The 12,824-nt window shown below is 33.2% G+C and carries 11 protein-coding genes; 1 reads left to right on the top strand and 10 read right to left on the bottom strand.

The window, feature by feature from the left end:
- Nucleotides 1-24: 24 nt before the first annotated feature.
- On the bottom strand, nt 25-609 hold the full coding sequence (locus AC1EU5_RS08260; RefSeq protein WP_480191903.1) for a peroxiredoxin family protein: 585 nt from the start codon (nt 607-609) through the stop codon (nt 25-27).
- Between the two features lie 92 nt (nt 610-701).
- Between AC1EU5_RS08260 and AC1EU5_RS08255 the strand changes: the two genes are divergently transcribed.
- Nucleotides 702-1,160, top strand: coding sequence for a YciI family protein (locus AC1EU5_RS08255; protein WP_480191902.1), 459 nt, complete (start codon nt 702-704; stop codon nt 1,158-1,160).
- A gap of 47 nt (nt 1,161-1,207) precedes the next feature.
- On the opposite strand, the gene bioB is transcribed toward AC1EU5_RS08255, so the two are convergent.
- The 9 genes from bioB to AC1EU5_RS08210 form a co-directional block, all read right to left on the bottom strand.
- Nucleotides 1,208-2,305 (bottom strand): biotin synthase BioB, encoded by a 1,098-nt coding sequence (gene bioB / locus AC1EU5_RS08250; protein WP_480191901.1) that lies wholly within the window; start codon nt 2,303-2,305, stop codon nt 1,208-1,210.
- 66 nt (nt 2,306-2,371) lie between these two features.
- Nucleotides 2,372-3,481 carry a serine hydrolase gene (locus AC1EU5_RS08245; protein WP_480191900.1) on the bottom strand — a complete coding sequence of 370 codons (1,110 nt, stop codon included), beginning with the start codon at nt 3,479-3,481 and terminating at the stop codon, nt 2,372-2,374.
- Between the two features lie 26 nt (nt 3,482-3,507).
- A complete protein-coding gene (locus tag AC1EU5_RS08240) occupies nt 3,508-4,689 on the bottom strand; it encodes a beta-ketoacyl synthase N-terminal-like domain-containing protein (RefSeq protein ID WP_480191899.1) in 1,182 nt (393 codons plus the stop codon).
- 27 nt (nt 4,690-4,716) lie between these two features.
- Nucleotides 4,717-5,982, bottom strand: coding sequence for an adenosylmethionine--8-amino-7-oxononanoate transaminase (bioA, locus tag AC1EU5_RS08235; RefSeq protein WP_480191898.1), 1,266 nt, complete (start codon nt 5,980-5,982; stop codon nt 4,717-4,719).
- A gap of 97 nt (nt 5,983-6,079) precedes the next feature.
- On the bottom strand, nt 6,080-6,700 hold the full coding sequence (bioD, locus tag AC1EU5_RS08230; RefSeq protein ID WP_480191897.1) for a dethiobiotin synthase: 621 nt from the start codon (nt 6,698-6,700) through the stop codon (nt 6,080-6,082).
- 79 nt (nt 6,701-6,779) lie between these two features.
- Nucleotides 6,780-7,940 carry an aminotransferase class I/II-fold pyridoxal phosphate-dependent enzyme gene (locus AC1EU5_RS08225; RefSeq protein WP_480191896.1) on the bottom strand — a complete coding sequence of 387 codons (1,161 nt, stop codon included), beginning with the start codon at nt 7,938-7,940 and terminating at the stop codon, nt 6,780-6,782.
- A 16-nt stretch (nt 7,941-7,956) separates the two neighbouring features.
- Complete coding sequence (locus AC1EU5_RS08220) at nt 7,957-8,301, bottom strand: hypothetical protein (RefSeq protein ID WP_480191895.1); 345 nt, start codon at nt 8,299-8,301, stop codon at nt 7,957-7,959.
- Between the two features lie 282 nt (nt 8,302-8,583).
- The gene (gene dinB, locus AC1EU5_RS08215; protein ID WP_480191894.1) at nt 8,584-9,801 is read right to left on the bottom strand and encodes a DNA polymerase IV; all 1,218 of its coding nucleotides are present in this window, start codon (nt 9,799-9,801) and stop codon (nt 8,584-8,586) included.
- A complete protein-coding gene (locus tag AC1EU5_RS08210; RefSeq protein ID WP_480191893.1) occupies nt 9,801-12,773 on the bottom strand; it encodes a DNA polymerase III subunit alpha in 2,973 nt (990 codons plus the stop codon). The genes dinB and AC1EU5_RS08210 overlap by 1 nt, the downstream gene beginning before the upstream one ends.
- Nucleotides 12,774-12,824: the final 51 nt, after the last annotated feature.

Here is a 12,824-nt window from a genome sequence, read left to right as displayed (position 1 = left end):
TTTGTAAAACAAAAAATTAAAACTCTATAGTTCTAAAATATCTTCAACACTAAATCGCTTTGAGTAATCAGGATCATAGTGTACAAATGTTATTTTACCATTTTTATCAATAATATATGTGGCTGGAACCGGTAATACATTATTATCTTCTTGATTATACTTTGCTATTTTATTTTGTGTGAAATTTAAATAGCTTGTTACTGATTTATCATTCACTTCAAATGCCACTTTATAAGCATTCATAATATCATTATCTGCATCATGAATGATAGAAAAATTAGCCTTTATCTTATCAGATGTTTCTTTAGTCTTTTCTGGTTTCTCAGGAGAAACTACTAAAACAGTATATCCTTTTTCAGTAAGCGCTTCTAGATTTTCCTGTAAAGACTTTAAATGTTTTTTACAATATGGACACCAATTTCCTCTATAAAACATTAAAACGATCTTTTGAGTTTTTAAAATTTCTTCGGAATTGATTTTCTTTCCAAACTGATCTACTGCCAAAATCAAGGGAGCTTCTTCCCCAACTTTTAAATGCTCATTATTAATTTGTGAAACTCCATAAACAGATATAAGCAGAAGTGTGAATAATAAAATATTTTTTTTCATTTTTAAGTTTATTTAATATGGCTAGGTAGTCGAAAGTTTAACAAAAACTTACACTAATAAAATTTTATATTTGTGTACCTAATTCACAAATCATGAAAAAAATTTTAAGCTTAACACTTGTTTTCGGATGTTTATGTATAGGACTATCTCAAGAAGTAAAAGAAGCAAATTATGATGAAGCTTTGGCTAAAGAAATGCAAGCAGATGATTTTGGCATGCGTAAATATGTAATGGCATTCTTAAAGAAAGGACCTAATAGGCCTACCGATAAAGACGAAGCTGCAAAATTACAGGCAGCACATATGCAAAACATAGGTCGTTTAGCCAAAGAAGGTAAACTAGCATTGGCAGGCCCGTTTTTAGATAATGGCGATTTAAGAGGTATCTATATTTTTAATGTAGAGTCTGTTGAAGAAGCTAAAGCTTTGACAGAAACTGATCCAGCCATAAAAGCTGGTAGCTTAGTCATGGAATTGCATCCTTGGTATGGTTCTGCATCTCTGGGATTCGTGAATAAATATCATGAGAAGCTAGCTAAGAAGAAAATGTAATTTTTTCATCAAGACCATCCATAAAGCTTTCGGAATCAGAATAGCACTTATTTTGTTAATTCTTTTGCTCTTAATTTTGCTTCCTCATTTCGATCTATCTTATGCTCAGGGCGTGTCCATTTTGGTTTTTCACCTAAGTCTTGATATTGTGAATCTTCGGCCTCCACAGTTTGAGGTTGCATTTTTTTAATAAAAGGTTTTTGAGGATTTAAGCCTAATAACTTGAACATCTCCATATCTTCATTTACATCAGGATTTGGAGTCGTTAGTAGCTTATCACCTGCAAAAATAGAATTTGCCCCAGCAAAGAAACACATAGCTTGTCCTTCTCTACTCATGGTTGTTCTTCCTGCACTTAAACGCACTTGCGTTTCTGGCATCACAATACGCGTTGTAGCCACCATTCTTATCATTTCCCAAATAGACACAGGTTCTTGTTCTTCTAATGGCGTACCATCAACAGCCACCAGCGCATTTATTGGTACTGATTCTGGTTGTGGATTCAATGTTGACAATGCCACCAACATACCAGCTCTGTCCTCTACTTTTTCACCCATTCCAATAATACCACCTGAACAAACAGTTACATTTGTTTTTCGAACATTATCAATAGTATCTAAACGATCTTGATAACCACGAGTAGAAATTACTTCTTTGTAATACTCTTCAGATGAATCTAAGTTATGATTGTAGGCATACAAGCCTGCTTCTGCCAAACGTTTCGCTTGATTTTCAGTAACCATTCCTAGGGTACAGCAAACTTCCATATCAAGCTTATTAATAGTGCGTACCATTTCTAATACTTGATCAAATTCAGGACCATCCTTTACATTACGCCACGCCGCTCCCATACAAACACGAGAACTTCCAGAAGCTTTAGCACGCAATGCTTGTGCTTTCACTTGAGGGACAGACATCAAATCATTTCCTTCAATATCAGTATGATAGCGGGCTGCCTGAGGGCAATAACCACAATCTTCAGGGCAACCTCCAGTTTTTATGGAAAGTAATGTAGATACCTGAACTGTATTAGGGTCATGATGTTTTCTATGAATCGTAGCAGCATCGTATAACAATTCCATAAAAGGTTTATTATAAATTGCTAAAATTTCTTCTTTGGTCCAGTTATGTCGGATCTCACTCATAAAATAAGTCATTTAACAAATCAAAAATAGTAAAAAGCACATGGCTACAAAGCAAATGTTATGCTTTTATTTTAACACTAACTGCCTACCTAATTCAGCCAAAAAAGGAATGCCAATTGAATCGTATTCGTAATTGTCATCATTAAAAATCTGATTTTCATTAACATGAATGATAGCAGAAATGATATACTCTTTATTTGTTTTAGTGTTTTTTATATAAGCACAATCAGTCAGATAGCCATAAGCATAACCAACTTTATTATAGACTTCAATATGGCTAGGAATAGTTTCTTTTGTATCACCATATAATAAGAATTTTACATAACCATCGTAATATTCAGTAGAGTCATAACCCGCTTGTCTTGGTAGAATTTTCATCGTCTCTAACAAGAATTCTCTATCAGCTTCGGATAAGCTAAATTGTTGTTCTTTGAGGAATTTCTCAGGAAAAATAACACGTTTCATTAAACCGTGAAGTGAAGAAAGTGGCAGATAGTTTTTCTGTGAAAAATCCTTAGGTTCTTTTATCAAACTATCTCCCTCCATATACCCAATGCCTTTTGAAATTTTACTAAGCTGCAACCTTTTGATTGGTGAATTGATTATCTCTTGAGTTGTAGTGCTTGTACTATCGTTTAGATAAAAGATCAATGGTTTCGTGGTTAATGCTCCTGAATTCTCAGTAGATAAACGATGTGAAATTCGTGATTTAATTCCCTTTTCGTTAAGACGCTTATTAATATCATCCTTTCCTAAATATTCAAACAATCTATTATAAGCATCATTATCGCTTACTGCAAATATCTTTTTTATTTCCTCAGCAAAAGTGGTTTCTACAGAATCTCCTTCAATATAAAATTTAGAGTTTCTGGTGAGCTCTTTTTGTTCATTTAGCTTTTCTAATGCTAAGACAGCAATTGGAAATTTTACCGAACTGGCTGGATAAAAATAGATACTATCATTTACTTGGAAATCATAATCTTTAAAGGTAATATCACCTCCGGTGTTACGAATCACTTCAGTAAACAACGCTTGAACTTCACGCTCTCCAAGATTATCTATTACAGCTTTGATTTTTGGGTTCTCAGAATTTAATGCCTGTTCCAGAGAATCTGTATTTTCATCTTTTGTGCAATTAGCAAAAAGGATAATAAGAGTGAAGAAGAAGGCTCGCATGGAATTAATTTTTCTAAAGATAGACCTTAGTCCCTAGAAATCAAAACACTCACAGCATTACCACCAAAGCCCACTGCATTGATTAATACTTTTTTAATTTTATTTGGCTTTTTTCGATTATTTAAGTATGGAATATTAATAAAGTACTGATGTTGTAGCATCAAAATTGCTAACTCTACACTTAGCATACCCGATGCTCCAAAAGTATGCCCTAATTTCCATTTATTTGTAGTCAATAGTGGTGTAGAATTACCAAACACCTTTTCAATAGCATTGAATTCTGCCAAATCGCCCTTTATGGTTCCTGGGGTATGCGTAACAATTACGTCAACTTCTTCTAATCGTGAATTTGCTAAAGCCATTTTCATGGAATCTTGAAAACAAATTGCTTCAGCTGATAAAGATGCGTTGTGCTCCAATAGCTCGGTTGCATAACCTATACCTTCAATAAATGCTAATGCATTTTCTTTTTTACCTACTTCTAAACAAGCCACAGACGCACCCTCTCCTAATACCATAGTATTCTTTGTTTTCTTTAGGTCAAGTGCTTGGCAAGGGTATTGAGACCTTTCAACTGGGATCAATTTAGCTGATGTTTTAGCGTATATTTTTAGGGCTTTCATTTGAGCAACCGTAAATGGAGTTAATGGTGCTTCACTTCCTCCAACTAAAAACTTATCGGTCATACCTGAATTTAACCAGGCAACGCCATTCAATAAGGCATGTAATGCTGTTGAGCAAGTAATTGAATGTGAAATATCTGGCCCCTTGGTTTGCAAGTCATGTGCTACCCATGAGGAAATGTTTCCTAAGGTAGTTGTAGGTGAACTTAAAGTAGATGATTTTTTCTTTTCTAAATACTCTTGATGGTACTTTTCAAAAAGTCCTGTAGCTCCGCGAGAAGAACCAATATTGATACCAAAATTAGATGATGAATCCCACTGTGCTTGCTTCACAGCTTGTCTAGAAGCAGCTATTGCAAAGAGTACAGAATCATCCAAGTCTGTATACTTGTCATCTGATTTTCTAAGTATTTCAACCTTCTCTTTTGCTACTTCAGTTAAAGAAGCTATCAATACACTCTGATCTCCTATTTCTTTCACTTGTATGGAATGATCAGGTTGCAAGTATTTTTCCCAGGTTTCGTGTAAAGAAATTCCTAAGGGAGAAATAGATGCAATTGAAGTTATAGATATTGGTTGCTTCATATCCTTTTAAAATAGAAGGTCACAAAACTACACTATTTCAAGAGCCTCTTCAATAGTTTTGTAGACTTTTTCTAGTTGGTTTTTGTTAATGACATACGGAGGTTGTATATAAATAGTATTGCCAAGTGGGCGTAGAAACACACCCTTATCCATAAAGAATTTTAACAATTGATCACGCAAGGTTCCATAGCGTTCCATTTTGGTATTCAAGTCCAATGCTAAAATGACACCTATACTTCTGGCTGATTTAACTTTTGGATTTTTTTTAAGCCGCTCTTCAAAACTCTTGTGACTACTAAAAACTCTTTGAATACTATTTTGAATTTCATTTGTCTGTAATAATTCGATACTAGTTAATGCCGCAGTACAAGCCAATGGATTGGCCGAATAGGTATGACAATGAAATAAACCTTTAGCTATATCATTACTCAAAAAAGCCTCATAAATATTTTGGGTACAGGTTGTAATAGCCATAGGCATCAAGCCCCCAGTCAGAGCTTTACTTAAACAAATAATATCTGGTTTAGTTTTGATATGATCAGAGGCAAAATTTTTACCAGTTTTACCAAAACCTGTCATTACCTCATCTGCAATGGTTAAAATGTTATTTGATTTACATAACAGTAAAATATTATTGAGCCCATCTTGATCATACATCTTCATTCCGGCCGCTCCTTGAATTAATGGTTCATAGATAAATCCGGCTACATTACCTTTTGATGCAATCTTTCTTAATTGCTCTAGAACTTCATCATTATTATCTCCCGTTGGAACAGGAATACGTTGTACCTCAATTAAAAAATCCTCAAATGGGCCATTATAAACTGACAGACCTGAAACAGACATTGCTCCGAACGTATCACCGTGAAACCCGTTTTCAAAAGCAATTAATACATTACGCTTTTCACCTTTATTAAAATGATATTGCAAGGTCATTTTAATACCTACCTCAATACTTGTTGAGCCATTGTCACTAAAAAACACTTTTTCTTGCCCAACAGGCAGTATTTTGATGAGCTCTTCAGAGAGCTTTACGGCAGGTTCATGGGTAAAATCACTAAACATAATTTGATCCAGTTGCTGCATTTGCTTATAAACTCGACTAGTAATATACTCATTGCAATGCCCAAACATACATGTATACCATGATGCAATAGCATCTATATATTCTCTACCATTCTCATCAGTTAAAATACAACCTTTTGCTTTTACGATGCCTAAACTTTCGGGGTGTGTTTGATGTTGCTTTAATGGGTGCCAAATGTATTTTTTATCTCGCTCTTGTAAGGTCATTTTATTATTTTGTCATCCTGAACTCGATTCAGGATCTACTTTTAATTAAAACTTTAACTGGATTCCGCATTCCCGAGTACTCGGGACGGAATGACAGCTACAAACTTTCTAACTTAATCTTAAGCAAATCAGCATAGGCTCTCACTACATTTTGATCAAAATACGGTTCTTCTTCTATGCGGCCAATAACAGGAACTTTTGTCATTTTTTGTATGATAGATTCTGTGGTAGAATGTTTATTTCCAGAAAATATGATAGATATATCAAATCCTCTTTCTTTGAGAAGGCTTATTGTCAACAGGGTATGGTTGATGCTTCCCAAATAATGACGTGATACCACAATTACTTTATAATCAGGTTTTATAATATCTAATATAGTATGTTTATCATTTAATGGAACAAGTAAACCTCCTGCGCCTTCAATTACTAAATGATTCTTTGTGCTAGGTTCTTTTATTTTTTTCAGGTCTATTTTTATATTGTCGATTTCAGCAGCAGCATGCGGACTCATGGGTGTATTCAATGCATAGCTATTCGTAAAGAATTTTGAGTTCGTATTTGAAACCAATCGTTCAACTTTTTTTGTATCGCAATTATCAAGATCTCCTGCTTGTACTGGTTTCCAATAATCTGCTTCTAAAGCTTTAGTAAGAATAGCTGCTGCAATAGTTTTTCCAACATCAGTTCCAATTCCTGTGACAAAGTATTTTTTTTGCATATTAATTGTCATCCTGAACTTGATTCAGGATCCATTTTTTTATTTATTATGGATTCCTGCTTTTGCAGGAATGACAAAACTAGTGAATATACCTATTAAGAAGCTCTAAAACATTTGTGATTTCTTTGGTAGAATTATATGCGTGCAAACAAAAACGCAAACGTTCTTTACCTGCCGGTACTGTTGGAGAGAGAATAGGTTTTACATTAAATCCATTTTCTTGAACCTCTGAAGCTACCCGCTTAATTCGTTCATTACCTGAAATGACGCAACAATGAATAGCTGAATTACTTTCAATGAAGTTTAAGTGTAATCTTCTTATTTCCGATTTAAAGTGTTGGATGTTCGCTATTAACTCGCTTAATGAAGATCTTTCGACTGTACTTAAGTTGACAAGATGCTCATAAGTAATTATGATAGTAGCTAGTGAATGGGGTGGCAACGCAGTGGTATAAATAAAACTTCTAGCAAAATTGACTAAATATTGTTTCAAGTTTTGGCTCCCTAAGACGGCTGCACCATGACACCCTAGGGCTTTTCCAAATGTTATCAATCTTGCAAAGATTTCTTTTTCTAAACCTAATTTTTGAATTAATCCAACACCTCCCTTACCTAAAACGCCCGCTGCATGTGCTTCGTCTACAATAAGACGCGTCTCATATTCCTTACAAATAGATACCATTTTGGCTAAGTTAGGGGAATCTCCATCCATTGAAAAAACAGATTCTGTTATTACATAAATTTCGGTGTCATTAAGGTTTCGACTGCGCTCAACCAGACATTTCTTTTTTAAGTCTTCTATATTATTATGCTTGAATTTATATGATTTTGCATGACTCATTATAATTCCATCTCGTATGGACGCATGGATCAACTCATCATATAAAATAATGTCACCACGCTGTGGCACCGATGAAAAAAAACCAATATTGGCATCATAACCTGAATTAAAGACCAAAGCGGCTTCACTCTTATGAAAATCGCAAAGTATTCTTTCAAGTTTATTGTACAAAGAATGATTTCCTGAAAGTAATCGTGAACCAGTTGAGCCGTTTTCTCTAATATTATTCTCTAAAAGATATTGATGTACTTTTTCAAAAATTGATACTGATTTAGCATAACCCAAATAATCGTTAGAAGAAAAGTCAATTAGATTCAGCTCTTGTCTAAGATTTCTTAGAGCCTTTTTCGTTGATCTTTCATGCAATTTTTGGTCTAATCTTTTGGGAAGTTCCTGCATAAATTGATTTCAAAAATTAATCTAAGTATTCAATTTTTCCTGTTTCTTTATAAATATCTATATTCACACGCTTGTGATATCCTCGCTCTCTCGCATCTACTAGGTCAATGTTCAATTTATCAGAAAAGAAAAGTGCTTTTTTAAATACTTGATCAAAATCCTCTAAAACAAATAAGTTTACTATATTATTTTTTTTATACCGTAGATTTACTTCATATCCGTTTTCAGTATTAAAAACTGAAATATATTCAAGATCGGTTAAATCTTGCCACCTCTCATTAAACTTGAATAAGCCAATAGAATAACTATGCTGTATTTTTCTCTTCGAAAAATTAAAGTGAATATACTTTCTTATTACCATTGGTAGAAGAAATATTACAAATGCAAAAAAAAATACAATTGCATGGACACTTGTGTATGCTGCATCTTGAATGGTCATTTTTTTTATGAAATTGTTTTTGGTAGCATAAAAAATTAATGTGAAAAGTAAAGAAAAGGTAAACGCAAATATTATTCTATTTACCCAAGATATTTTAGGATCTCTAATTACAAATTCACATTCAATCATAGTTCGAAGATACAAAGGCTATATTAAATTTTTTAAAAATTTTTTTGGCTCAGGTAACTTATACTCAATTAATCATTACCTCCTCCTATTAGCCAATAAAGGTGGCGGTTCTCCTGTAAAAGGGTTCCACCTACTAATACTTTTTGCTTCCATGCCTGCAGCTGAAATAACTGAACGATCACCATAACGTTCACGCATTTTATCTATAGCCTGACTAAGGTTTATTAGTTTTTCATCATCTTCAAATAAATTGATTTGATGCCCTCCCTCTACCAAATGACTAAACTTGACCCCTACTAATCGTACTAATAAGCGCCTATTATATTGTTTTTTGAACAAATCTAAGACTACTGGTGTAATAGAACTATCTATAGAACTATAAGGTATTCGTCTTTGTATAGTATATGTTTGAAAATCAGAATAGCGAATTTTAAAAGTAATACAAGCCGTTAGTTTATTACCCCGTCTTAGTTGGTATGCCAAATTTTCTGTCATTGCTATAATAATACCTTTTAGTTTCTCTGCATCAGTAGTATCTCTATCAAAAGTACGTTCTGTAGAAATAGACTTTCGCTCATGGTATTGTACTACCGGAGAATTATCAATACCATTGGCTTTTTTCCAAATAGTAATACCATTTTTACCAAGTACTTTATGCATTAATTTCAAGGGCATTTGCTGTATAGTACTAATACGCTTAACACCTAAATCACATAATGATTTATAAGTAACTTCACCTACCATAGGTATTTTTCTAACAGAAAGTGGTGCTAAAAATGGTTTTTCTGTTCCTTTTAGGATACGAATTTGATTATTGGGTTTAGCCTCACCAGTAGCAACTTTTGAGACTGTTTTATTAATTGATAAACCAAAGGAAATAGGTAAGCCAGTTTCTTTAATAATACGTTGCCGTAACTCTGAAGCCAACTTATGACAACCAAAGAACTTATCCATTCCGGTTAAGTCTATATAGAATTCATCAACTGAAGTTTTTTCATATAACGGAACACTCTCTTTAACAATTTCTGTCACATTATCTGAAAACTTAGAATATACCCCTGAATTACCTCTCAGTACAATAGCTTCAGGACACAATTTTTTAGCCATACGCATGGGCATAGCAGAGTGAATACCAAATTTACGTGCTTCATAACTACATGAAGCTACTACACCTCTATCTGAGGTTCCTCCTATTAATACAGGTTTGCCTATAAGTTTACTATCTAAAAGTCGTTCGCAAGACACAAAAAAAGTATCTAAATCCATATGTACTATAGCTCTATTGTTAGACATTACACTGCCGCTTTTTTCTTTTCATCAGCATATCTGGGATCTTCAATAATAGCTTTTCTACACATTGAAATAACCTCAATATTAACGCAGTCAAATTCTTCTATTACTTTCCCCTTAATACTATAAATTCCTTTTCCCCTAAAGGGATACTTGGCTGCTACCGGCGGAAAGTGTACTGTATCAATAAAATCTCCATCTCTATCTAAAAAAGTACCAAAATGCATCGCTTTTCCTGTAGAAGTTGATGTGTTTTTAGTAGTAACCAAATATCCTTCAATGGTAACTACTTTATTCTTATGATGAGGCAATTCTTTAGCTTTCAAAAAATTCTGTTGAGGTTTTGCCAGTAATTCAAATGGATTACATAATGGAAACCCCAACAGCTCATATTCATCAAAAGCATTTTCTAAAACTGTGCTTTTTAATTTAGGTATCTCATAAGAAACATGCTCCGCTTTAAATAAGGTTATAATATCTTCTTGTAGAGATACTTTACTAATCTTTAAATGTGCATTCCACAACAATTCACGCTTATTGATTTTTGTAAATCGAAACGCGTTGATCTTTATTAAAATAGCTATTTGTTCTACTGAAATAGAAACGCGATCAATAAAATCATCTAAACTTAAAAAAACACCGTTCTGTTTTCTTGCTATAAGAATTTTTTGAATTGTATTTGACTCTAATGAGTGCAAAAAAGCAAATCCTAAATAAATAGTTTTTCTATGAATAACTGTTAAATGATGACTATTATTGATGCAAGGAGCTTCTATCTGAGCACCATGCATTCTTGCCTCATGTACATAGAGTTCTGCTCTATAAAAGCCACCCCCATTATTAAGTGTTGCCACCATATATTCTAAAGGATAATATGCTTTTAAGAAAAGGCTTTGATAGCTCTCTACCGCATATGAAGCTGAATGCCCTTTAGCAAATGCATAGCCAGCGAAACTTTCTATTTGTCGCCATATATCAGCTGTCAATACTTCTGACTTTCCTGTTGCTTTACAGTTGTCAAAAAATTGTTGCTTTACTTTTAAGAATTCATCACGCGAACGAAATTTACCTGACATACCACGACGTAGCATATCTGCTTCTCCTAAATTTAAACCTCCAAAATAGTGCGCTACTTTAATCACATCTTCCTGATAGACCATCACTCCATAGGTTTCAGGCATAATATTTAATAATACTGAATGTGCATCTTTACGTCTTTTAGGATTTCGATATCGTAAAATATATTCACGCATCATTCCTGATTTAGCAACTCCAGGACGAATAACTGAACTAGCTGCTACCAGCCCTAAATAATTATCTACCTGCAACTTTTTGAGTAGCATACGCATTGCTGGAGATTCAACATAAAAACACCCTATGGCTTTTGCATTTTTAAGCAAATACTTAATCTTTTCATCTTTCTTAAATCGCTTAATATCATGAATATCTATAGGCTTTTTTTCTGGACGATTGTATTTAACTATTTCAACAGTATCTTTTATTTTTCCTAAGCCTCGTTGACTCAAAATATCGAATTTATACAGCCCGATATCTTCTGCTACAACCATATCTATCTGAGTAGTGGTAAATCCCTTAGGAGGTAAAAAGGTGGCACAATAATAATGAATAGGTTTCTCTGAAATTAAAATACCGCCAGCATGAATACCCAAGTAATTAGGAAATCCTTGAATATACTGACTGTATCTAATTACCAATTGAGAAAGTTTATCTAGATGATTAAAATTATACTTTCCTCTTGTCAATACATCCATTTCAGATTTTGGAAGCCCAAATACCTTACCCAATTCACGAACTGAAGCCCTGAACTTAAAGGTGTTGTAAACAGTAATAAGTGCTGTGTTCTTAAATCTTCTAAAAATAAAATCAGTAATATCATCTCTATCTGCCCATGAGAAATCTATATCAAAATCAGGAGGATTTTTACGGTACAGGTTTATAAATCTTTCAAAGTACAGATCCAACTCTACTGGGTCAACATCTGTGATTCGTAACAGATAAGCTATAATGCTATTTGCACCACTACCCCTACCTACATAAAAATAACCCTTACTACGTGCATATTTTAGAATTTTCCAATTAATTAGAAAGTAAGAAACAAACCCTTTCTCTTTAATAATATTCAATTCTTTTTCAATACGTTTATAAATATCTTCATCAGGATCATTATATCGGTAAGTCAATCCTTTATAGGTTAATTTCTCTAGCAATCTATAATCTAATACTTCATTACCTGTGTAAGATCGTTGGTTGTTGGGTGTTTTTTGAGAAAAATCAAATTTAATACAACAATCATCTAAAATATGCTGTGTGTTTGCAATCAGTTCAGGATAATCAGCATAAATAATTTTTAGTTTCTCTATAGATAAGAATTGATGAGTCTCACAACCTTGTTCACTTTCAGGTAATTTACTCAACAATGTATTATTATCAATAGCACGTAAAAGTCTATGCGTATTAAATCCCCTCTTATTTTGAAAAGAAACTGTTCTTAAAATGACTAACTTATTAAGTTGATCATTCCATTTAGAAAATTTTAATCTATTTATATCTTCAGGAGTAACACCTAGGTATTCATTTGCTCTTAATTCATAATCAATGCCTTTTTTAAAAGGATAAATTACATAACTATTTTCTATATCAATAGGCCTTTCTGGTACTCTTAGAGAAGCGTCGTGAAGAAAAATAGATAGATAGGTATTGATCTGTTGAAATCCGCTATTGTTTTTAGCCAGTAATACAAATTGTTGATTGGCTCCATTTCTAAAATCAATACCTATAAGAGGTTTAATACCATATTTTGAAGACATTCTCACAAAATCAAGACATGCTGAAGTAGTATTAATATCTGTCAATGCTAATGTATTAATACCATTTTCTGCTGCTAGTTTCAACAGCTCTTTAGGTTTTATTGTACCGTATCGAAGACTAAAGTATGTATGGCAGTTTAAATACAATTTTAGAATTTAAATTTTTATCAAAGTTAGTTTCATTTTAACACAATTATT

It is taken from the genome of Maritimimonas sp. 2405UD52-3, from assembly GCF_056591715.1.
The sequence above is the reverse complement of the archived record's forward strand: the minus strand, read 5'-3'. Positions and strand labels throughout refer to the sequence as shown.

Bases quoted from the DNA above. Each gene is read 5' to 3' on its own strand.
- AC1EU5_RS08255 (WP_480191902.1), top strand. From the start codon at position 702: ATGAAAAAAATTTTAAGCTTAACACTTGTTTTCGGATGTTTATGTATA.
- AC1EU5_RS08220 (WP_480191895.1), bottom strand. From the start codon at position 8,301: ATGGTAATAAGAAAGTATATTCACTTTAATTTTTCGAAGAGAAAAATA.
- bioA (WP_480191898.1), bottom strand. From the start codon at position 5,982: ATGACCTTACAAGAGCGAGATAAAAAATACATTTGGCACCCATTAAAG.
- AC1EU5_RS08260 (WP_480191903.1), bottom strand. From the start codon at position 609: ATGAAAAAAAATATTTTATTATTCACACTTCTGCTTATATCTGTTTAT.
- AC1EU5_RS08225 (WP_480191896.1), bottom strand. From the start codon at position 7,940: ATGCAGGAACTTCCCAAAAGATTAGACCAAAAATTGCATGAAAGATCA.
- dinB (WP_480191894.1), bottom strand. From the start codon at position 9,801: ATGTCTAACAATAGAGCTATAGTACATATGGATTTAGATACTTTTTTT.
- bioB (WP_480191901.1), bottom strand. From the start codon at position 2,305: ATGAGTGAGATCCGACATAACTGGACCAAAGAAGAAATTTTAGCAATT.
- AC1EU5_RS08245 (WP_480191900.1), bottom strand. From the start codon at position 3,481: ATGCGAGCCTTCTTCTTCACTCTTATTATCCTTTTTGCTAATTGCACA.
- AC1EU5_RS08240 (WP_480191899.1), bottom strand. From the start codon at position 4,689: ATGAAGCAACCAATATCTATAACTTCAATTGCATCTATTTCTCCCTTA.
- bioD (WP_480191897.1), bottom strand. From the start codon at position 6,700: ATGCAAAAAAAATACTTTGTCACAGGAATTGGAACTGATGTTGGAAAA.